General features: G+C 63.9%; 20 protein-coding genes. 11 read left to right on the top strand and 9 right to left on the bottom strand.

What is annotated here, in order from left to right; genetic code table 11:
* Positions 1 to 5 precede the first annotated feature (5 nt).
* Both VI08_RS13425 and VI08_RS13430 read left to right on the top strand, forming a co-directional pair.
* Complete coding sequence (locus VI08_RS13425) at positions 6 to 1,418, top strand: mannose-1-phosphate guanylyltransferase/mannose-6-phosphate isomerase (RefSeq protein ID WP_045830100.1); 1,413 nt, start codon at positions 6 to 8, stop codon at positions 1,416 to 1,418.
* 171 nt (positions 1,419 to 1,589) lie between these two features.
* Positions 1,590 to 2,267, top strand: coding sequence for a class I SAM-dependent methyltransferase (locus tag VI08_RS13430; protein WP_157006755.1), 678 nt, complete (start codon positions 1,590 to 1,592; stop codon positions 2,265 to 2,267).
* 27 nt (positions 2,268 to 2,294) lie between these two features.
* Here VI08_RS13430 and VI08_RS13435 read toward each other — a convergent pair whose 3' ends face one another.
* The 7 genes from VI08_RS13435 to VI08_RS20945 form a co-directional block, all read right to left on the bottom strand.
* Positions 2,295 to 3,638 (bottom strand): phosphomannomutase/phosphoglucomutase, encoded by a 1,344-nt coding sequence (locus VI08_RS13435; protein WP_045830102.1) that lies wholly within the window; start codon positions 3,636 to 3,638, stop codon positions 2,295 to 2,297.
* Between the two features lie 78 nt (positions 3,639 to 3,716).
* Positions 3,717 to 4,151 carry a GtrA family protein gene (locus tag VI08_RS13440; protein WP_269745844.1) on the bottom strand — a complete coding sequence of 145 codons (435 nt, stop codon included), beginning with the start codon at positions 4,149 to 4,151 and terminating at the stop codon, positions 3,717 to 3,719.
* Positions 4,151 to 5,980 carry a glutamine--fructose-6-phosphate transaminase (isomerizing) gene (gene glmS / locus VI08_RS13445; RefSeq protein ID WP_045830103.1) on the bottom strand — a complete coding sequence of 610 codons (1,830 nt, stop codon included), beginning with the start codon at positions 5,978 to 5,980 and terminating at the stop codon, positions 4,151 to 4,153. The genes VI08_RS13440 and glmS overlap by 1 nt, the downstream gene beginning before the upstream one ends.
* Positions 5,981 to 5,998: 18 nt before the next feature.
* Entirely contained in the window at positions 5,999 to 7,369 is a 1,371-nt protein-coding gene (locus VI08_RS13450) for a pyridoxal-phosphate dependent enzyme (RefSeq protein WP_045830104.1), read from the bottom strand.
* A 183-nt stretch (positions 7,370 to 7,552) separates the two neighbouring features.
* A complete protein-coding gene (locus VI08_RS13455; RefSeq protein ID WP_045830105.1) occupies positions 7,553 to 7,783 on the bottom strand; it encodes a YdcH family protein in 231 nt (76 codons plus the stop codon).
* 253 nt (positions 7,784 to 8,036) lie between these two features.
* Entirely contained in the window at positions 8,037 to 8,708 is a 672-nt protein-coding gene (locus VI08_RS13460) for a DUF4398 domain-containing protein (protein ID WP_045830106.1), read from the bottom strand.
* The gene (locus VI08_RS20945; RefSeq protein ID WP_052697912.1) at positions 8,708 to 9,295 is read right to left on the bottom strand and encodes a DUF4398 domain-containing protein; all 588 of its coding nucleotides are present in this window, start codon (positions 9,293 to 9,295) and stop codon (positions 8,708 to 8,710) included. Before VI08_RS20945 ends, VI08_RS13460 begins: the two co-directional genes overlap by 1 nt.
* A gap of 94 nt (positions 9,296 to 9,389) precedes the next feature.
* Between VI08_RS20945 and VI08_RS13470 the strand changes: the two genes are divergently transcribed.
* The gene (locus tag VI08_RS13470) at positions 9,390 to 10,499 is read left to right on the top strand and encodes a PilT/PilU family type 4a pilus ATPase (RefSeq protein ID WP_045830107.1); all 1,110 of its coding nucleotides are present in this window, start codon (positions 9,390 to 9,392) and stop codon (positions 10,497 to 10,499) included.
* 96 nt (positions 10,500 to 10,595) lie between these two features.
* Here the strand turns inward: VI08_RS13470 and maiA are convergent, their stop codons facing one another.
* On the bottom strand, positions 10,596 to 11,246 hold the full coding sequence (gene maiA / locus VI08_RS13475; protein ID WP_045830108.1) for a maleylacetoacetate isomerase: 651 nt from the start codon (positions 11,244 to 11,246) through the stop codon (positions 10,596 to 10,598).
* 107 nt (positions 11,247 to 11,353) lie between these two features.
* Here maiA and VI08_RS13480 point away from each other — a divergent pair, with 107 nt between their 5' ends.
* The 6 genes from VI08_RS13480 (at position 11,354) to VI08_RS20955 (ending at position 16,810) form a co-directional block, all read left to right on the top strand.
* Positions 11,354 to 12,535 (top strand): phosphoglycerate kinase, encoded by a 1,182-nt coding sequence (locus tag VI08_RS13480; protein WP_045830109.1) that lies wholly within the window; start codon positions 11,354 to 11,356, stop codon positions 12,533 to 12,535.
* Entirely contained in the window at positions 12,535 to 13,167 is a 633-nt protein-coding gene (locus VI08_RS13485; RefSeq protein WP_045830110.1) for an HAD hydrolase-like protein, read from the top strand. Before VI08_RS13480 ends, VI08_RS13485 begins: the two co-directional genes overlap by 1 nt.
* Before the next feature lie 191 nt (positions 13,168 to 13,358).
* Positions 13,359 to 13,694 (top strand): hypothetical protein, encoded by a 336-nt coding sequence (locus VI08_RS13490; protein WP_045830111.1) that lies wholly within the window; start codon positions 13,359 to 13,361, stop codon positions 13,692 to 13,694.
* A gap of 175 nt (positions 13,695 to 13,869) precedes the next feature.
* Positions 13,870 to 15,075 carry a hypothetical protein gene (locus VI08_RS13495; protein WP_045830112.1) on the top strand — a complete coding sequence of 402 codons (1,206 nt, stop codon included), beginning with the start codon at positions 13,870 to 13,872 and terminating at the stop codon, positions 15,073 to 15,075.
* Positions 15,076 to 15,449: 374 nt separating this feature from the next.
* On the top strand, positions 15,450 to 15,992 hold the full coding sequence (locus VI08_RS20950; RefSeq protein WP_084621502.1) for a hypothetical protein: 543 nt from the start codon (positions 15,450 to 15,452) through the stop codon (positions 15,990 to 15,992).
* Between the two features lie 278 nt (positions 15,993 to 16,270).
* Positions 16,271 to 16,810: a hypothetical protein gene (locus tag VI08_RS20955; RefSeq protein ID WP_052697918.1), complete on the top strand. Its 540-nt coding sequence runs from the start codon at positions 16,271 to 16,273 to the stop codon at positions 16,808 to 16,810.
* A 1,009-nt stretch (positions 16,811 to 17,819) separates the two neighbouring features.
* On the opposite strand, the gene tkt is transcribed toward VI08_RS20955, so the two are convergent.
* Complete coding sequence (gene tkt / locus VI08_RS13515; protein ID WP_045830114.1) at positions 17,820 to 19,832, bottom strand: transketolase; 2,013 nt, start codon at positions 19,830 to 19,832, stop codon at positions 17,820 to 17,822.
* Positions 19,833 to 20,059: 227 nt separating this feature from the next.
* Here tkt and VI08_RS13520 point away from each other — a divergent pair, with 227 nt between their 5' ends.
* A complete protein-coding gene (locus VI08_RS13520) occupies positions 20,060 to 20,788 on the top strand; it encodes an outer membrane beta-barrel protein (RefSeq protein WP_052697920.1) in 729 nt (242 codons plus the stop codon).
* Between the two features lie 210 nt (positions 20,789 to 20,998).
* The gene (locus VI08_RS13525; RefSeq protein ID WP_045830115.1) at positions 20,999 to 21,583 is read left to right on the top strand and encodes a porin family protein; all 585 of its coding nucleotides are present in this window, start codon (positions 20,999 to 21,001) and stop codon (positions 21,581 to 21,583) included.
* Positions 21,584 to 21,665: the final 82 nt, after the last annotated feature.

Here is a 21,665-nt window from a genome sequence, read left to right on the forward strand (position 1 = left end):
TTTTCATGCTTATCCCCCTTATCCTGAGCGGCGGCAGCGGGACTCGTCTCTGGCCGGTCTCCCGTAAGAACCTGCCCAAGCAGTTCCTTTCGCTGACGTCGGATGACACCCTGTTCCAGCAGACGGTGAAGCGCTCCCTGTTGCTTCCGGATTCGGCGGCGCCCATCGTGGTCGCGTCAGATGAACACCGCTTCCTTGCCGCCGAGCAGCTCCAGGAGCTCAAGGTATCGGGTGCAAGCATCCTTCTCGAGCCGATGGCGCGTAACACGGCGCCGGCCATCGCGGTCGGCGCGCTGCAAGCTATCGCACGCGATCCCGATGCCGTCCTCCTCGTCCTGCCGTCCGACCACCTGATTGGCGATGACGCATTGTTCGCTGGCGCCGTCGCCCACGCACTTCCGCTTGCACGCGATGGTTGGCTGGTTACCTTCGGTATTCGCCCGGATCGCGCCGAAACCGGTTTTGGCTACATCCAGCGCGGCGAAGTGCTCGGCGACCACGCCTTCCGCATCAACCAGTTTGTCGAGAAGCCGCAGCTTGACGTCGCGGAACGTTACGTCGCGTCGAACAACTTCGACTGGAATTCGGGCATGTTCATGTTCCGGGCTTCACGTTACCTCGAGGAACTCGGCACGCATGCGCCCGCCATGCTGGACGCGGCGCGTGCTGCGTTCGAATCGGCTAATACCGACCTCGATTTTGTCCGGCTCGATGCCCACGCCTTCAGTGCCGCCCCTAGCGACTCGATCGACTACGCGGTGATGGAAAAGACCACGCGTGCCGCGGTCGTTCCCGTCAGTTGCGGCTGGAGCGACGTCGGGTCGTGGGAGGCCCTGTGGCTTTCCACGGAGCGCGATGCCAACGACAACCGGCTCGAAGGGGACGTTATCGCGCTGGATACCCGCAGTTCACTGGTACGCTCGCACGACCGCCACCTCGTCGCCACCGTCGGGCTCGACAACATCGTCGTCGTCACGACGCCGGACGCAACGCTCGTCGCACGCCGGGATGCCTCCCAGGACGTCAAGAAGATCGTCGACGCGTTGAAAGCGGCCGACCGCAGCGAGCACGAACTGCACCGCGTCGTGCGGCGCCCCTGGGGTAGTTACGATTCGCTTGAATCGGGTGATCGCTTCCAGGTAAAGCGCATCGTGGTCAAGCCCGGCGCGGCGCTTAGCCTCCAGATGCATCACCATCGCGCCGAGCACTGGATTGTCGTCAAGGGCGTGGCCGAAGTGACGTGCGACGACAAGGTATTCCTCCTTGCCGAGAACCAGAGCACGTACCTGCCCCTGGGCAGCCGCCATCGTCTGCGCAACCCAGGGAAGGTTCCTGTCGAACTGATCGAAGTGCAATCTGGCAGCTATTTGGGCGAGGACGATATCGTCCGCTACGACGATGTCTATGGCCGGGCCTGACTAACTATCTAAATTTGCTTGGATAATAGGTCCTCGGCACACCCACTGCCCTCGCCGGCCAAGGGGGCTTGACGCGCAGGCATACTGCCGCCAAGCTCCCGGCATCCGGAGGATGGGAGACTTTCTGTGGATGTTTCGGAGGCTGTCCAGCTAACGTGCTCTGCGCAAGGCTTGGGTGCGATCATCGACCAAGCGATGGATCATCATCTCCAGTATCTCCACCGGGCTCGCCTTGTCGCGATAAGACGCCTCTTGCCGCCTGCATCGCGCATCCTTGACCTGGGTGGTGCGAACGCGCCGCTCTACAGGATGAGCTACGCGCACAAGTTCGACGAGCTGGTGATGGTTGATCTCCCGCCCGAAAACCGCCACAGCGACTACCGCGACGTTGAAGTGACTGCGCCTTACGGCCACGTGGTAATTCACTACGGCGACATGACGCAGCTCGACGAGTTTGCCACCGGAAGTTTCGACCTCGTCTGGTCAGGCCAGAGTATTGAGCACGTGCCGCTTGAAAACGCGCGGCGCATGTGTCGGGAAGCCCATCGGGTCCTAGCGGACGGAGGACACTTCTGCCTGGATACGCCCAACCGCGCAATCACTAAGATTCACACGGCCAATTGGCACGGCGGCTTCATCCATCCGGAACACCATCATGAATTCCACGCGGACGAGCTAAGGAAAATCCTGACCTCGTCTGGCTTTCGCATAAAGCGAGAGGCCGGAATATGTGAGATGCCGGACACCCATGCCAGCGGGGAATTCCACTACAGCGATTTCGTCCTGGGCAACCCGATCACCGACGATATCCAGCGCGCCTACGCCCTGTACTTTGATTGCGTGAAGTAGCCGCGGCATATCATGCGCGCTCGCACCCTAAGCCTGGATGAGCCTGGATATTTCGATCGTCTTTGCGCTCATCAATGCCATATCGCCCCGCGCTTCGACGTTAAGCCGAAGGAGAGGTTCGGTGTTCGACGACCTAAGATTGAAACGCCAGGAACCGAAGTCCGCGCTTACACCATCGGTCCGATCCAGGCGCGGAGCGTCGCCGGCATAACGTTCAAGCACGCGAGCGATTGCTCGCTGTGCGTCTTCCACGACGAAGTTGATTTCACCACTGCACGGAAAGGCCTGCATGCGCTCCGCCAGCATGTCCGCCAAGGACACGGCTGTCTTGGACATGCGCTCGGCGACCAACAGCCACGGCACCATACCCGTGTCGCAGTATGCGAAATCGCGGAAATAGTGGTGCGCACTCATTTCCCCGCCGTAGATGGCGTCTTCCTGCCGCATCCTTTCCTTGATGAAGGCATGGCCGGTTTTGCTTTCGATGGGCGTACCGCCCGCCGCGCGTACCATATCGACCGTATTCCAGATCAGGCGCGGGTCATGGATGATTTTTGCACCGGGATTTTTTTCCAGTAACTGCGCTGCCAGCAGACCGACGATGTAATAGCCTTCGATGAACTCGCCCGTCGCGTCAAAGAAGAAACAGCGATCGAAATCACCATCCCACGCAATACCAAGGTCCGCACCGAACTCGCGAACAGCATGGGCAGTCGCGTCACGATTTTCAGGCAGCAGTGGGTTAGGAATGCCGTTGGGAAAACTACCATCAGGCTCGTGATTGACGCGAATGAACTCCAGCGGCAGGTGCGACTCCAGCAGGTCGATGACGCGACCCGCCCCGCCATTTCCCGCATTCACCACGACCTTCAACGGACGCATGGCGCCAGGATCGACGTACCCGAGCAGGTGCGCGACGTACGATGATTTATCGTGGTCGCGCACGACATGCCCCCGATGCGGCCGTGGCTCGCCGAAATCATCATCTTCGACCATTCGCTCGATATCGCGAAGACCGGTATCGCCGCTGATCGGCCTGGCGCCTTCGCGGACGAGCTTCATCCCGTTGTAATCGATGGGATTGTGGCTTGCCGTCACCATGACGCCACCCGCGACGCCGCGGTGGAACGTCTGGAAATAGACCTCTTCGGTACCACAAAGACCAATATCGATCGCGTCACGCCCCTCGTCGTTGAGGCCGCGCACGACAGCCGCTGCAAATACAGGGCTATCGAGTCGAATGTCGTAGCCAACGACGACTGCGCCATCGCCTACCGTGCGTGCGAACGCGCGGCCCAGACGATACGCGATATCTTCATTTAGCTCGTCGGGAACGCGGCCGCGGATATCGTAGGCTTTGAAGCACTTCATGCATCTGGTCCGGTTTGAATCGAAGGTGCGATTCTCGCCGACACCCTTGAAACACTCAAGGGAGACTGCAGAACACCGCTAATGCGCCCGGAACACCCACAGCCTGGCTGTCACGAAGTTGCACACCATGCCAACGGCCGCTCCAGCGGCTACGGCGACAAGCGGAATCCATGGGGCCGGCGGACAACCGATAACCACGGCGCCGTACGTGGCCAGATTCAACAGCCCGCCGGCAGCCATGGCGGCAAGATATCTTGCGAATTCGCCAACGATGGCTCGCCCGGCAGGAGGCGAGAAGGTAAAGGTCCGGTTAATCAGCCATGTCGTCAGTACCGCGCTGGCGAACGAGAGCGCCCGTCCCCAGAAGGGCCCCGACCCGGCGGCCAGGGCCATGTAGAGGACACCCGCATCAACCATGAAGCCAACGGCCCCGGCCAGGGCAAACGAAACAAGTTCCTTCCTCAGCCTCGTTCGCTGTCCGCCGGCACCTGCTCGAGACCACGGCCACCCCACTACTCCACCGTGACCGACTTGGCAAGGTTACGCGGCTGGTCCACGTCCGTGCCACGCAGCACCGCCACGTGGTAGGCCAGCAGCTGCATCGGCACGGTAAACACCGCTGGCGCGATGAGATCGCCACCGCCATCAACCAACACCGTGGCGAGGCGCTCGGTATCCGTGTCCATCTCGACGCGCTCGTCAGCGAACACGATAAGCTCGCCGCCACGCGCGCGGACTTCCTGCAGGTTGGACTTGAGCTTGTCGAGCAGCGGACCGTTCGGCGCCACGGCTACGATTGGCATGTTCTCATCCACCAGCGCCAGCGGGCCGTGCTTCAGTTCACCTGCCGGATAGGCCTCGGCGTGGATGTACGAGATTTCCTTGAGCTTAAGCGAGCCCTCGAGTGCCACCGGGAACTGCGCCCCGCGGCCGAGGAACAGCGCGTGCTGCTTCGCCACCATCAGCTCCGCGATCGCGATGATCTGGTCTTCGCTCTTGAGTGCGTTCTCGATGTAGCGCGGCAGCGACTGAAGCTCCTGGCAGTGGGCCAGGTAGGTCGCCTTGTCGAGGCCACGGCGGCGGCCGAGATCGAGCGCCAGCAGCGCGAACGCGGTGAGCTGGGTGGTGAAGGCCTTGGTGGAAGCCACGCCGATTTCCGGGCCCGCGCGCGTCATCAGGCGCAGGTCGGATTCGCGGACCACGGAGGACTCGGGCACGTTGCAGATGGCGAATGTGGCCAGGTAGCCGCGGCGGCGTGATTCGCGCATGGCGGCCAGCGTGTCGGCGGTTTCGCCCGACTGGGAGATGGCGACGAAGAGGGTATCGTCCGGCACCACCACGTCGCGATAGCGGTATTCGCTGGCCACCTCGACGACGACCGGCACACGCGCCAGCTCCTCGATCCAGTACTTCGCCACCATGCCGGCGTGATAACTGGTACCGCAGGCCACGATGTGGATGCCGCGCACCTTGTCGAGGATGGGGTCGGCGTCGATGCCGAAGATATTGGGCAACACGCCGTGCGGGCCGATGCGGCCCTCGAGCGTATCGGCCACGGCGCGCGGCTGCTCGAAGATTTCCTTCTGCATGTAGTGGCGGTATTCGCCACGCTCCACGGCATCGGCGCTGATCTCGCTCTCGTGCGCCGCGCGGTCGACCGGGTTGCCCTCGATATCGAACACCTGCACGTCGTTGCGGGTGATTTCGACGATGTCGTCCTCTTCCAGGTACATCATCCGGTTGGTGACCTTGATGAGTGCCTGGGCGTCGGAACCAAGGAAGTGCTCGCCGATGCCGATGCCCACGAGCAGCGGGCAGCCACGACGGGCGCCGACGATGCGGCCGGGCTCGTCCAGGCTCATGACGGCAATGGCGTACGCACCTTCAAGCTCGCGCACGGCAGCCGTGACGGCGTCGCGCAGCGATTTGCCCGCCTGCACGTGCTCGTCGATGACGGCACCCATCACTTCGGTATCGGTCTGTGAGTGGAAGGTGCGGCCCTTGGCCTGCAGGCCTTCGCGCAGGCTGGCGTAGTTCTCGATGATGCCGTTGTGCACGATGGCGATGCGGCCCTGCACATGCGGGTGGGCGTTCACCTCGCTGGGCACGCCGTGCGTGGCCCAGCGCGTGTGCGCGATGCCGGTGCCGCCAGGGATCGGGTCGGCATCGTAGAGCGATTCCATCTCGCGCACCTTGCCCTTCGCGCGGACGCGGCGGATTTCGCCTTCGTCGGCAATAGCCATGCCGGCCGAGTCATAACCGCGGTACTCGAGGGCCTTCAGGCCCGCGATGAGAATGGGCGCGATATCACGCTGCGCGACGGCGGCGACGATTCCACACATGGTGCATCCCCTTGATTCTTAGTTAACCTTGCGACGCAAATAGTTGAGCAAGTCGATTCTTGTAATGAGGCCAAGGAACTGGTCACCGTCAACAACGATGGCGACATGGCCTTTTTCAAACACGGGCAGCAACGCCTCGATGGGCGACGTGACCTGGAGCATCTCCGGCGACGCGATCATGGCCGTGGATACCGGGTCGCGGAATTTCGATTCATCGGCCACCACGTGCAGCAGCACGTCGGATTCGTCGAGGATGCCCACGATGCGGTCACCCTCCATCACCGGCAGCTGCGAGACGTCGTACAGCTTCATGCGGTTGTAGGCGGTGACCAGCATGTCGTCGGGCTTGACGACGACGGTATCGCGCTGCGCGTAGGGGCGCAGGATGAGATCGCGCAGGTCGCCGTAACGCTCGCGCTCGATGAAGCCGTTGTCGAGCATCCAGTAGTCGTTGTACATCTTCGACAGGTACTTGTTGCCCGTGTCGCAGACGAGGGTGACCACGCGCTTGGGCGTCGTCTGCTCGCGGCAGAACTTCAACGCCGCGGCGAGCAAGGTGCCGGTGGACGAGCCGCCCAGCACGCCCTCCTTCGAGAGGAGCTCGCGCGCGGCCAGGAAGCTTTCCTTGTCGCTAATGGCGTAGGCCTTCTTCACCATCGAGAAATCGCTGATGGACGGAAGGAAATCCTCGCCGATGCCCTCGACCATCCAGGAACCGGATTTCTCCGACAGCACACCCTCGTTGATGTACTGGGCGAGGATGGAGCCCACCGGGTCGGCCAGGACGATCTCGGTGTTGGGCGAATGCTCGCGCAGGTAGGCCGTGAGGCCGCTCATGGTGCCGGACGAGCCGCAACCGACCACGATGGCATCGACGTTGCCATCGAGCTGGTCGAGGATCTCGGGCCCGGTGGTCTGCACGTGCGCCGCCGGGTTATCCGGGTTGCCGAACTGGTTGATGAAGTACGCACCAGGGGTTTCGCGCGCGATGCGCGCGGCCATGTCCTGGTAGTACTCCGGGTGGCCCTTGGCCACGTCCGAACGGGTAAGCACCACTTCGGCGCCCATGGCCTTGAGGTTGAAGATCTTCTCGCGGCTCATCTTGTCAGGCACGACCAGGATCAGGCGGTAGCCCTTTTGCTGGGCGACCAGCGCAAGGCCCAGGCCGGTGTTGCCGGCGGTGCCCTCGACGAGCGTGTCGCCCGGCTTGATCTTCCCGGCCCGCTCGGCACCTTCGATCATGGACATGCCGATGCGGTCCTTGACCGAGCCGCCGGGGTTGGCGCTCTCCAGCTTGAGGAAGAGCTCGCAAGCGCCGGTGTCCAGGTGCTGGGCGCGGACCATGGGGGTGCCGCCGATCAGATCGAGGACGCTGTCAAGAACCTTCATTCGAACTCCATGGGTATGCCTTTGGGCGCCAATGATAATGGCTTGCGCGCCCGTTCGATCCCCCGCTGTTCAGGCTACGGCGAAAGGGACTAGCAACGACCCGACGTTTGGCCGGCGGCGCGCTGTTGACGGGCAATAAAAAGGGCGCGACATGCGCGCCCTTTCCTGTACCGGTTTATCGCCTCAGTGTGGCCCGGAGGCCTGCCAGGTATCCCACATTCGTTCGAGCTGGGTCTTGGCCTGCAGCTTTTCCATCTTCATGCGGCGGAGCTCCTCGTCACTAAGCGCCAGGCATCCGCGGCCGGCGTTGTCGAGTTTGTCGTTGAGCTCCTGGTGGCGGAAATAGAGACGACGGGTGTCCTTGCTGGTGCCAATGAACTTTTCGACGTCGTCACGCTGCTGGTTTTCGAACATTGCGGTTCTCCTCGCGGTGGGGCCGGCCCGCGGCGCGGGCCGGTCGTGAGGGGAGCCATGCGGGCTGTTTCTTCGCATGCTCCGGCAGGGCCCCGCCGCGTGTTTTCCACGTGACGGGAGTTCGAAGCTACTCCCCTGCCATGGGGTCCGCAAGAGCGAAAATTCGCAAAATCTGGTGCAAAAACGGTTGCACTGGCAACGGCTTACGCGACAGGGAATTTTCGGCGAATCGCCCGCAAGCGGGCGATGTCCTTCAGTTACCGCCGCTCGACGCCTTCTTCGACTTCTTAGACGACCCCGAAGCCGGCGTATTGGCCGGTGCCCCGCCATCGGACGAGTTCAGGTCGCGCATGGCGCGAGCGGCCGATTCCGCGAGGGCGGCCTGCTTCTTGGCGGCGTTGGCCACGCGGGCCTGCGCGGCGGCCACCTGGCGGGCCTTCTCGCCCTCGGCCTTGGCCTGCTCCAGCGCCTGGGAGTACTCCACGCCCTGCTGCTGCAGGCGGGCGGCCTCTTCCTGGATCATCTGGTTCTGCTGGCGCTGCTGCTCGAGCTGGCGGCGGGCCATCTCCGTATCGAGGCGGCTGGCCTCGAGCAGGATGGCGTCGTGTTCGCGATCGAGCTGGGTGCCCTTGGCCTGGGCATCCTGGAACTGGGCCATGGCCTTGGCGATATCGACGCGGCGCTCGGCGATGTACAGGTAGTGCGCGTGCTCCTTTTCCTTCGGCTTGAACTGGGCCACCTGGTTGATGGCCTCGCGCGCACGCGCCTGCTCGGCCTGCGCGTAGCTGCCGATGGTGGGGTCCGAAGAGAGCTGGTCGAGGCTGGCGTTGAGGCGACGGACGTCGAGATCATCCTGGGCGGCAACGGCCGAGCCGGCGCCGACCGCGAGGGCCAGCGCGGAGAGGAGGATGGTGGAGCGCTTCATCACTGGCCTCCCTGGTTGTTCGGCTGCGGCTGGGGCTGGGGCTGCTGCGGCTGCGTGTTCTGCCAGCCGCCCTGGCTGTCGTTCAGGGGCTGGGTCTCGCCACCCACCGGCGGCGGCGTGGTGTCTTGGGCTTCGGGCAGGGTGGTTTCGCTTTCCTGCACGTTGTTGGGGATGGGCACGGTATCGTTCGCGTGGTTGTCGATCATCTCGACACGCATGCGAGAGTTTTCCTTGCTCTTGGCCGAGTTCTGGGCGCGGGCGGCGCCGAGGCGGGCCTTGGCGCGGGCCAGCTCGCTATCGGCGCGCGACTCGTCGGCCAGGACGGCGGCATCGTCATATTTCTTCGAGGCCATGGCGCTCTGGGCCTGGCGGAGCTTACTCTGGGCGTAATCCAGGTCGACCGGCGCGTAATCGGCAGCCCCCGCGTCGCGCGCGGCCTGGAACTGGGCCAGGGCCTCGTTCATGGAGCCGTTCGGCGGCGGGGTGCTGGCGCAGCCGGCCAGGGTAGCGAAAACCAGGCCCAGCGCGGCCGTGGCAAGGCGCCGGCGGCCCGTGGGCAGGGCGTTCGACGGCAAGTTGTGCACCATCACTCGTTCCTCTTAAGGCTTGCGAGATATTGTCGATATAGAAGGTCGGGAGACCTCGTCGTCTCGATTGTAATGCGAACCAGCGGGGGTTTAGGTGGATATCGGTTATTTCCTGAAGCTGATGGTGGACAAGGGCGCGTCGGATATGTTCCTGACGACCGGTGCCCCGGTGAACATCAAGGTCGAGGGCAAGCTGTACCCCCTTGGTAACACGGGCCTGCCCAGCGGTATGGTGAAGAAAATCGCCTACTCGCTGATGGACGAGGGCCAGGTGCCGCAGTTCGAGCGCGACCTCGAACTGAACATGGCGCTGGCCGTGAAGGAAGCCGGCCGCTTCCGCATCAATGTGTTCAAGCAGCGCGGCGAGATCGGCATGGTCATCCGTGCCATCAAGAGCGAGATCCCCTCGCTCGAGGAACTGCGCCTGCCGTCGATTTTCCGTGAACTCATCATGGAACCCCGCGGCCTCATCCTCGTGGTGGGCGCCACCGGCTCGGGCAAGTCGACCACCCTTGCCGCCATGCTCGACCACCGCAACGTCAACAGCTCGGGGCATATCCTCACCATCGAGGACCCGATCGAATACCTGCACCGGCACAAGCGTTCCATCGTGAACCAGCGCGAGGTGGGCCTCGATACCCACAGCTACCACGAGGCGCTGAAGAACGCGATGCGCGAGGCGCCGGACGTCATCATGATCGGCGAGATCCGCGATACCGAGACCATGGAGGCCGCCATCGCCTTCTCGGAGACCGGCCACCTCTGCCTTGCCACCCTGCACTCCAACAACGCCGACCAGACGCTGGAGCGCATCCTCAACTTCTTCCCGGAATCGGCGCACAAGAACGTGCTGATGAACCTGGCCCTGAACCTGCGCGCGGTGATCAGCCAGCGCCTGGTGCTGGGCAAGGATGGCCGCCGCATGCCGGCCACCGAGGTGCTGCTCAACACCCCGCTGATCCGCGACATGATCCGCCGCGGCCAGATCCACGAGGTGAAGGACGCCATGGATCGCAGCCTGCAGGAAGGCATGCAGACCTTCGACCAGTCGCTGTACCGGCTGTACAAGGACGGCCAGATCACCCTCGAGGAATGCCTCAACAAGGCGGATTCGCGCGATGGCCTCGCGCTGAAGATCCGGCTTTCCGAAGGCGCTACCGGCAACGAGTTCGCTTCGAGCGATCCTTACGGCATCGGCGTCTAATCCAGAAGCCATCGCGCGCAAGCGCGCTCCCACAGGAGTTCCTAGGGCCCTGACGCCATGGGCGCTCTTGTGGGAGCGCGCTTGCGCGCGATGCTTCTAGCGAGGCGCGTCCGGCTGCGCCTCCGGTGCGGCCCTCTGGAACGCCTCAAGCACCAGGCAGTTCTCCACCACCCGGCGGATCAGCGGGAACGGCCCCAGGTTCACCCCCCAGCGCACCGCGTTGTAGTACTGCGGCACGAGGCAGGCATCGGCCAGCGTCGGCGTCTCGCCCCAGCAGAACGTCTCGCGTGGGCCGTCGGCCAGCAGCGCCTCGATGCCGCCGAACCCGTGTTCGATCCAGCGCCGGCTCCACGCGGCCTTGGCGTCCTGGTCGGCGCCGAAGCGCGCCTCGATTTCCTTCAGCACCCGCAGGTTGCCCAGCGGGTGGATATCGGTGCCCACGGCCAGGGCCAGCTCCCGTACCCGGGCGCGGTGGCGGGGGTCGGCGGGCAGCAAGGCCGGCATGGGCCGGGTCTCTTCCAGGTATTCGAGGATGGCGAACGACTGGCGCACGACGAAATCACCGTCCACCAGCGTTGGCAACTGGCCCTGCGGCGATAGCTCGCGGTAATCGTCCTTCAGGTGCTCGCCGCCGTCGTTGATGAGGCTGATGGGGCGGATCTCGTAGTCCAGGCCCTTAAGGTTCAGGGCGATACGGACACGGTAGGCGGCGCTGGAGCGCCAGTAGCTGTACAGGGCGAGGGCCATGGCTAGTCCTTTCGGGGGTCGGCCGATTCTAGCGCCGCCGGATTTGCGCCGGGTGCACCCCCGCAAGGACAATGGGCGTTTTCCGACCCCCACAGCTGGAGCCCCCTGTGTCCGTCATCCGCATGCAAGACCTCGACCTGCGCGGCAAGCGCGTGCTGATCCGCGAAGACCTGAACGTACCGGTGGAGAACGGCAAGATCACCTCCACCCAGCGCCTGGATGCCTCCCTGCCCACCATCGTCGCCGCCCGCGACGCCGGCGCGAAGGTCATGGTCATCTCCCACCTGGGCCGGCCAAAGGAAGGCGAGTTCGACGAGGCCTCGTCGCTCAAGCCGGTGGCCGACTGGCTGGGCCAGAAGCTCGGCAAGGACGTGCGCCTGGTGCGCGACTACCTCGGCGGCGTGGACGTGGCCGACGGCGAGGTGGTGGTGCTCGAGAACTGCCGCATGAACGTCGGCGAGGGCAAGGACGACGAGGCGCTGTCGAAGAAGTACGCCGCGCTGTGCGACGTGTTCGTCATGGACGCCTTCGGTACCGCGCACCGCGCGCAGGCCTCCACCCATGGCGTGATCCGCTTCGCCCCGGTGGCCGCCGCCGGCCCGCTGCTGGCGAAGGAACTGGATGCGCTGGGCAAGGCGCTCGAGAACCCGCAGCGCCCGCTGCTCGCGATCGTTGCCGGGTCGAAGGTCTCCACCAAGCTGGAGCTGCTGCAGAACCTGGTTGGTGGTGTCGACCAGCTCATCGTCGGTGGCGGCATCGCCAATACGTTCATCCTCGCGGCCGGCCACAAGGTGGGCAAGTCGCTGTTGGAAGCCGACCTGCTCGATACCGCGAAGAAGATCATGGCCGACGCCAAGGCACGCGGCGCGGACGTGCCGGTGCCCACCGATGTCGTGGTCGCCACCGAATTCGCCGCCACGGCCAAGGCCACTGTCAAGGCGGTGGACCAGGTCGCCGACGACGAGATGATCCTTGACATCGGCCCCGACACCGCCAAGCGCTACGCCGAGCTCATCGCCAAGGCAGGCACCGTCGTGTGGAACGGCCCCGTGGGCGTGTTCGAGTTCGATGCGTTCGGCAAGGGCACGGAAACGCTCGCCCGCGCCATCGCCGCGTCGAAGGCGTTCTCGATTGCCGGCGGCGGCGACACCCTGGCGGCCGTCGACAAGTACGGCATCGAGGAGGGCGTCTCCTACATCTCCACCGGCGGCGGCGCGTTCCTCGAGTTCCTCGAAGGCAAGGAGCTGCCCGCCGTCGCGGCCCTGAAGGCCCGCGCGGACGCGAAGTAATGCTGTTCCTCTTCGACCTCGACGGCACCATCATCGATTCCGAAGTCGGCATCTTCGCCGGTATCCGCCATGCCATGGCCGTCGTCGGGGCACCCGCCCCCGACGACGAGGCCCTGCGTGCCTGGATCGGGCCGCCTTTGCGCGTCAGCTTCGCCCCGCTGCTCGACCACGACCATGACCGCGTCGAAGCGGCCGTGGCCGCCTACAGCCAGCGCTTCCACGACGTGGGCTGGTCGGAACACCGCGTGTACGAGGGCATCCCCGAGCTCATCGCCGCCCTCGCCGCCCGCGGCCACCGCTTGGCCATCGTCACCAGCAAGACGCGCGCGCACGCCGAACGCATCATCGAGCACCTGCCGTTCGCCGAGGCGTTTGAACGCGTCTACGCGCCTGGCCCGGAAACGGCGCGTAGCGAGAAGGCCGAGATGATTGCTGCCGCGCTGAGCGATTTCGAGCACCTGGAGAGCGACGCCTTCATGGTCGGCGACCGCCGCTATGACATGGAAGGCGCCGTGGCCAATGGGGTGCGCGGTATCGGCGTGCTGTGGGGTTTTGGTGATCGTGAGGAGCTCGACAAGGCGGGTGCGTGGAAGGTGATTGCAACACCGGCGGAGATGCTGGCGTTCGCCTGATCCATCCGAGGCAGGGTGTTATCCACACGGGATGTGGATACGCCCTGCATAACGCTGTGGACAACTCGTCCAATGCCCCGTGCGACAAGCGCTTACGTCATAGCGCTCACGAACTGACCACATCGCTTCCCGCGGTGCCGAGGCCGCCGTACCCTAGGGCGCATATCGCACCGGATAGTCACGGAGGAACCATGCGTCGCATTACCCTGCTTATCCCGGCCGCAGCCCTTGCCTGCGCCGCATCCGCCCATGCCGCCGACGGGGCCACGGCGCCAGCGACGTGGACGCCGTCATCCCATGTCGCGGCCAGCGCCTATGCACCCGCAAAGTCCCCCTTCGACGCCGGCTTCAAGCCAAGGCCAGCCGGCATAGGCGAGCAGACTGTGCGGAACCTGGCAGGCCTCGCGTTGCAGGCTACCGCCCACGCGGAACCCGCCCCGCGCTCCGGCACGCTCAAGTACGTCAATGTTGGCGACATCGGCTACCGGCGCGATCCGGTCACTGGTGGTACCGTTCCGGTGCAGTAAGCGCCGGGCAGTTATCCACACAGCGTGTGGAAAGCCCCTGAATAAGCCTTTGGACAACCCGCCGCCCGCCAGTCCGAACAAATAGTTATGTTTTGCTGGTGGCGGCATGCCCATGCACGCTGCCACGACCGGGCCGTTGACTGTATCCTCCTGCCCTCTTTCTAAGGCAGGCAGGATGAACGTCAAGGACATGGATGGCTGCGCGCTAGCGCCAGCGAGGCGTACGTGGGTCGAAATCATACCGATAGCATTGAGGCGCGCGCTCGCGCCATTCCTGCTTTCGCGCTTCGCTATCGCCATGCTTCTCGCGCTTGCGCCGGCGCTGGCATCCAGGCCGGTGGATGCATGGAACCGCGATGACGGCACCGCGCTGCGACTATCGGCTCCTGCCCTGCGCGACGGCGTAGCACGCGTAGCGATAGCGAACGACGCCGCCTGGTACTTCTCGATCGCACGGGACGGCTATGACGAGCGGCCGTTCGATACGACGCGGCAAGCGAACTGGGCATTCTTTCCGCTCCACCCCCTGCTTTGGAGGGCCGCCGCCGCCATCACCGGGGAGTGGGTGTGGTCAGGCATTGCCATGGCCAACATGCTCTTCCTGATGGCGCTCTGCATGCTGTGGCACCTGGTCAGGGAGCACACCGAGCAGGATGCCGTGGCTGATACCGCCGTGCTGTTTGCCTGCATTTGGCCATCCAGCTACTTCATGTCGCTGCCACACACCGAAGCGATTTTCCTCCTGCTAGTGGCAACCTCGCTGCTCGCGTCCGCCCTTCGTGCATTCGGGGTGGCCGGCATTGCCACCGCACTGGCATCGGCGACGCGTTTTAACGGGTTGTTCCTCGTCCCCTCGCTCGGCCTTGCCTGGTGGCGCGGCGATCGCCGCGCCGCTGACCTTGTGTGGCTGGCGGTTGCGGCCACGGGGACCGCGGCGTTCGCCATCTATCTATGGCGCGCTACGGGCAACCCGTTCGCGTTCAAGGACATCCAGGCCGCATGGGGCCGGCACGTCACCACGCCCTGGGCCGCGATCGTGGACTACGCGGGGCACCCAGCGAAGGTTGCCGTCGCCTGGAACCCAAGGCTGCTCCACTTCATGTCAACGATGCTGGGTATCGCCAGCATCGTCACTTGCTGGCGTCGAGGCTGGCACCAGATCGCGATATTCACCGGGCTGACGCTACTCGCCCCGCTTGCCACGGGGACGCTTACGTCTATCACTCGCTACCTTGGTGTAGCGCCCGGCCTATATATCGCCCTTGCGATGTGGGCGCACGAAAGACCAAGGCTCGGCCAAGCGCTCCTCGTCGCATGCAGCATGTGCCTCGCGCTGATGTGCGCCCTTTTTGCAGCAGGGTTCAATATGGCTTCTGCATAAGAAAAAGAGTCTTCGCCGACCGCGAGGAGCTCGACAAGGCCGGCGCGTGGAAGGTTATCGCCAAGCCAGCGGAGATATTGGCGTTTGCCTGATCCAGCGGATGCGAGGTGTTGTCCACACCGGGTGTGGATACGCCATGCATAACGCTGTGGACAAGTCACCTCGGGCCTTATGCGACAACCACTTGGCTTGCATTGACGACATGATGACCAAGCCCGCGCTCCGTCGCGGCACAGGCGTGTGACAGGGTTCGCCTACGCAACGCAATGAACTTGCCTGACGTCATATCGGGCTCGGCGCCTCCAGCGAAGCGCACCCCTCCTTACTAGTCTCCTTGACGCGCCAGCTGGGCGCGTCGCAAGGGAGACCGTTATATGAAACGCATCGTTGTACGAATAAGCGCCTTTACCGTGGGCGTGCTTCTCGCCGCGACGGCGCTGGGCGTGCGCGCCGAGGTGCTTGGTTCGGGCTACGCCATGGCCGTGGGCCAACGCCTCTACTCGGCCAACCACGCGTACTACGCCATGCTCCGGCCCGACGGTGCCTTCGCCGTCCATCGGCGTGACGGCAGCATCCACTGGGCGACACCCACGTCGGGAACGGGTGCAGTGTGGGTCACGATGCAGCGCGATGGGAACTTCGTCCTGACCGCGCAGGACGGCACGCCCGTATGGCACACCGCCACCCGCGGCCCGCATCGCATGCTCGGCGTGGGCAATTGGGGCGGCGCTGTCGTGATCAACGCGAAGCGATGGAAGCCGCGGCACCGCTGGGCCGAACCGACGGTGGAAGACGTCCTCACGCACAAGGGAAAGCTGGCCTGGCAGTCGCCCGCGCCCGATTACGTGGCGGCCTTCCAACCTCCGAAGCACGGCAAGGGAAAGAAGAAAACGAAGTCAGTGACGCCGATGCCGTAACACCGGAGATATCCACACCAAATGTGGATACCCCTTGCATAAGGCTGTGGACAACTCCGATTCCCCCTTACACGACAGGTACTTGGTTTTCCCTGCTCACGCGATGACCACGCCTACAGCCTGACAGCGAAAGTCGACGCTTATGCAGGGGTTCGCCTACACGCAGCGGGTCATGCGGCCGACACGACGACGAGGTATCGGCCTAGGTACGCAGTCGAGTGGTGAGCGTAAGCTCTCGTCCTCTGCACCACCTCAACAGCCAAGGAAGAACGAACGTCATGAAGACACCTATCAAGGGACGGCCTGCCGCCGTGCTGGTGGCGGCACTGCTCCTCGCCAGTAGCGGTCTACACGCCGAGGTACTCGGCGCAGGCTACTCGATGCACCCCGGCCAACACCTCTACTCGGGGAACAAGCAACATTTCGCCATGCTCCAGGCGGACGGCAACTTCGCCGTGTACACGGCGAGCGGCCGGACGACATGGGCGACTGGGACCGCTGGCTCGGGGGCCGTCAAGGCGACCATGCAGCGCGACGGCAATTTCGTTCTGCATGACGCCGCGGGCAACGCGGTGTGGAAGTCGGGCACCCGTGGTCGGCACCGCATGTTCGGGGTGGCCAATTGGGGAAGCGCCGTCATCCTCAACGCACGAAAGTGGAAGCCCTGGAACAAGAGTGCCGAACCCTTCGTCGAAGACGTGCTCAAGCGACGCGGCAAACTCGACTGGCAATCCCCTTCGTCGGGCTCCACCGCGCCGCATCGACGTGCCGCTGCCAACGTGGACCAAAAGGGAAAAGGGAAAGTGCGCAAACCGTAGCGTATCAACGGACTACTTGTCTTTAACCGCATTATTTTTTTGTCTGAATGGAATCTTGAACGTGAAAAGGATTTTGAACAGGTTCGTCGTGGCTTTTGCCGCAATCGTGTCGCTCACCGGAACGACTTGGGCTAACGCAGGCGTGCTTCATCCTGGCAACTCCCTCGCTACCGGCCAAGCTGTTAGCTCATCGAACGGGCGTTACCGAGCAGTCCTGCAGGATGACGGGAACTTCGTCGTGTATAGGGGCGATGGCGCGATCATGTGGGCAACCTGGACCCAGGGCAGTGGTGCGCGGCACGCGATTATGCAAACGGACGGAAATTTCGTTCTTTACGCCGGCGACGGTCGGCCGGTTTGGTCCACCGCTACCCAAGGCAGGGACAGCATTTTTACCGTCAGTAATTGGGGGCAGGCCATGGTCCTCAAGGTAAAGAAATGGGACGCCAGCGGAGAAGTCGAGGTTTTGCTTCGCAAAGGTTCGAAGCGATCCTGGGTAGCGCCGCAATGGGATAACCCTCCTCCGAAGGCGCCGCCCAAGAGCCCCCATTGCCTCGGCGATCCGAAGGCGTGCGCCGCCAAGTCACTACGGACCCCGTTTGGCGGTCACGTCACCATCCCGTTTAGGTAGGGTGCGCCATGATGTACATGTTGTTCGCCGTGTTCGCTGCGCCCATGCAAGATGGGGCGTCCGTGCAAGCGATATATGTCAATCCTGACGACTCGCGGGAATGGTCGTCGCCACTTCTACCGGGAACGCGCGCAGAGCCCATGACGCTCGACCCGACGTTCAAGACGCTGCGGCCTGCGAATTCATACGCTGACGTCTTGGCGTGCGCCGCCATGTCCATAGCCATCTTCGCCGCCACCAAGGGCCGCGAAGGCGCCTCGTGCCCCGCCACGCCGGCACGGCAAGAGATTCCCCAGCATTGGGAACGCACCACGAAGTAGGAGAACAAAAACCCCGGGCAAGCCCGGGGTTTTTGCTTCCATCGCTGTCGCGAAAAACTTACTTCACGACCTCATTCACCGCGTCGATCACCGCATGCGTGGTGATGCCGAAGTGCTCGTAGAGCACCTTGATCGGTGCGGAGGCGCCGAAGGTGCTCATGCCGACGACCTTGCCGTCGAGGCCCACGTACTTGAACCAGAAGTCCACGGCGGCGGCTTCGACCGCCACGCGGGCGCGGCACCACGACGGCAGCACGCCTTCGCGGTATTCCGGCGACTGTGCGTCGAACTCTTCCGTGCAGGGCATGGACACCACGCGGGTGGGCGTGCCCTTGTCGCCCAGGGCCTTGGCGGCTTCGACGGCGATGCCGACTTCCGAACCCGTGGCGATGATGATGGCCTTGAACTTCTCGCTGGGCTCGAACAACACGTAGCCGCCCTTCTCGATGTCGGCCACCTGCGCGTCGGTGCGCGGGTTATGCTCCAGGTTCTGGCGCGAGAAGATCAGGCACGACGGGTTGCCGGCGCGCTCGATGGCCTTCTTCCACGACACGGCGGATTCCACGGCATCGGCCGGGCGCCACACGCGGTTGTTCGGGATGAGGCGCAGCGAACCCAGGTGTTCCACCGGCTGGTGGGTGGGGCCGTCTTCGCCCAGGCCGATCGAATCATGCGTGTACACGTGGATGGCGTGCGCCGGGATGAGGCACGACATGCGCACGGCGTTACGGGCGTAATCGGAGAACACCAGGAACGTGGCGTCGTACGGGATGAAGCCGCCGTGCAGCGCGATGCCGTTCGAGATGGCCGACATGCCGAACTCACGCACGCCGTAGTGGATGTAGTTGCCCTGGTCGCCACCGGTGGAGATGTTCTTCGAACCCTTCCAGATGGTGAGGTTCGACGGGGCGAGGTCGGCGGAGCCGCCGATCAGTTCCGGCAGCAGCGGGCCGAAGGCATCGAGCGACATCTGCGAGGCCTTGCGCGACGCGACGACGGGGCCGTCGGCCTGCAGCTTCTTGATGAAGGCCGCGGAGCCGTCCTTCCAGTCTTTCGGCAGCTCGCCCGAGAGGCGGCGCTTGAGTTCGGCGGCGAGCTCGGGGTGGGCCTTGGCGTAGGCGTCGAACTGCTCGTTCCAGGCCTTCTCCGCCTTGGTGCCGGCATCCTTGGCGTTCCACGAGCTGTAGATCTCATCGGGGATGACGAACGGCGGGTAGTTCCAGCCGAGGCGCTCGCGCGTGAGCGCCACTTCCTTCTCGCCCAGGGCGGCGCCATGGGATTCTTCCTTGCTTTCCTTGTTGGGCGAACCGAAGCCGATGATGGTCTTGCAGATGACCAGGCTGGGCTTTTCGCTCTGCGCGGTAGCCGAGGCGATGGCGGCCTTGATGGCCTCCGGGTCGTGGCCGTCGACGGGCTTGCCGTCCTTGCCCACCACCACGTTCCAGCCGTAAGCGCGGAAGCGCTCGGCGGTGTCGTCGGTGAACCAGTCGTGCACTTCGCCATCGATGGAGATGCCGTTGTCGTCGTAGATGGCGACGAGCTTGCCGAGCTTCAGCGTGCCGGCGAGGGACGACACTTCGTGCGAGATGCCTTCCATGAGGCAGCCATCACCCACGAACACGTAGGTGTGGTGGTCGACGATGTCGTGGCCGGGACGGTTGAATCGCTCGGCGAGCACCTTCTCGGCGATGGCGAAACCGACGGCGTTGGCAAGGCCCTGGCCCAGCGGGCCGGTGGTGGTCTCGACGCCCGGCGTGTGGCCGAACTCGGGATGGCCGGCGGTGTGGTGGTCGAGCTGGCGGAAATTCTTGAGGTCTTCGATCGGCAGGTTGTAGCCCGTCAGGTGCAGCAGCGCGTACTGCAGCATGGAGCCGTGGCCGTTGGACAGGATGAAACGGTCGCGGTTGGGCCAATGCGGGTTAGCCGGGTTGTGGTGGAGGAAATCACCCCACAGCACCTCAGCGATATCGGCCATGCCCATGGGCATGCCCGGGTGGCCCGAATTCGCAGCTTGCACACCATCCATGGCCAGGGCGCGGATCGCATTGGCGCGTTCGCGGCGTGTCGTCATCGGCGTTCTCCAGTTCACAGGGGCGGGTGAAAGCGCCCATTGTCGCGCATCGCGTATCACGTTGTCGTGGACGTTCATGCCGCAGGCTGGAAGTTAACCCGGCCTTAATCTTTTGACTTCGATTTTTGAATTTCTTCAGGTTCGGGGCGCTCTAATGGTTCACGACCACCTGCACTCCCCCATCCCCATGGCGGGTGGCTCGCCCCGAAAATAAGAGGAACATCCCCATGAAAAAGGCAACTCTTGCCCTTGCGGTTTCTTGCGTCTCGTTTGCGGCCCTTCCGGCCTTTGCACAGGACAACACCGCCGTCTCCGGCAACTTCCAGCCGACGCAGTCGGTGGGTAGCGGCAACTGGTTCATCGGCGCCAACGTCGGCCGCACCAACGGCAGCGACACCGGCGGCTTCGGTAGCGACACCAGCGGTTTTAACTTCCTGCACGGCGAAAAGGGCCGTCGCACCGGTTACGGCGTGCTCGGTGGCTACCGCTGGAAGGTGGGCCCGGACCTTGGCCTTGGCCTTGAAGCCGGCTACACCGATCTCGGCAACTATCGCGTCAAGAATGTCTTCGAGAACGACCAGGACGTGAACCAGAAGAGCACGCGCAATGCGCTGCGCGGCTGGATGGTCGGCGCCAACATGAAGCTCAACCTCGTGCCGTCGTGGTACATCAGCATGCACGGCGGTTACTTCCGCGCGAACGACAACAACAACAACTACAACAACTCGGTGGGCCAGGATCTTGGCTTCTCGAACGGCGGCCGCGGAAACCGCGGTAGCTGGTATGCCGGCATCGGCACCGGCTGGGACGTCAACGAGCACTGGGGCGTCGGTGTCACGTACGACTACTTCCACGCCAACGCGGGCAAGGTCGTCGATAACACCACCGGCGAAACGCAGCCGGGCCTGAAGCGCTCCACCGGCCTCCTGTCGCTGGCCGGCGAGTACCGCTTCTAAGCTAACCCGCTGATGTAGAAGGTTTAAGCCGCGGCATCCCAGGTGTCGCGGCTTAACACCGACTTAATATTGAACTAAGCGGTATTGAATTAAAGCGGCCACGCCGCATCTCTGTTTGCGACGCACGACACCCCCGCCGTGCGGTGAGCCCGGGCCGATTCCCCCCATGCGGCCCGGGCGGCAAACAAGAATAAGCAGGAGAGCTCCACCATGAAGAAGACCCTCATCGCCCTCGCCCTGGTCGCCGCCGGCGCCACCGCCGTGCCCGCCTTCGCGCAGGACGTGAACCCGGCCGCCGGCTGGTTCGTCAACGGCAACGTGGGCCGCACCTCGGTCGACAAGGGCCGCTACGACGGCCACGACACGGGTTACGCGCTCAATGGCGGTTACCGCTGGGGCGTTACCCCGTGGGCCGCGCTGGGTGTGGAAGTGGGCTACAACGATCTCGGCAACATCCACGCCAAGAATTTCTTTAACGACAACCGCGTCGTCGACCGTCGCAAGTCCGAGCTGCATGGCTGGACGGCTGGCGTGAACGGCCACTTCAACATCGACCCGCAGTGGTACATCAGCGGCCGCGCGGGCCTGTATGCGTGGAAGGGCCACGGCACCAGCAACGACGACATCAACCGCCACGACCTCGACAAGACCAGCTGGTACGCCGGCGTGGGCGTGGGCTACGACTTCAGCAACAACTGGAGCCTCGGCCTGAACTACGACCACTACGACGCGAAGAAGGATAACCTCGATCTTTCGACGAACATGACGTCGGTGTCGCTGGAATATCGCTTCTAAGCGAGCGGGCAATGCGGAAAAAAACGGGCGCCTCGCGGCGCCCATTTTTTTGCTTTCCTGTAGGAGCGCACTGGTGCGCGAT

It is taken from the genome of Luteibacter yeojuensis, from assembly GCF_000964085.1.
GTDB classification, from domain to species: Bacteria; Pseudomonadota; Gammaproteobacteria; order Xanthomonadales; family Rhodanobacteraceae; genus Luteibacter; species Luteibacter yeojuensis_A.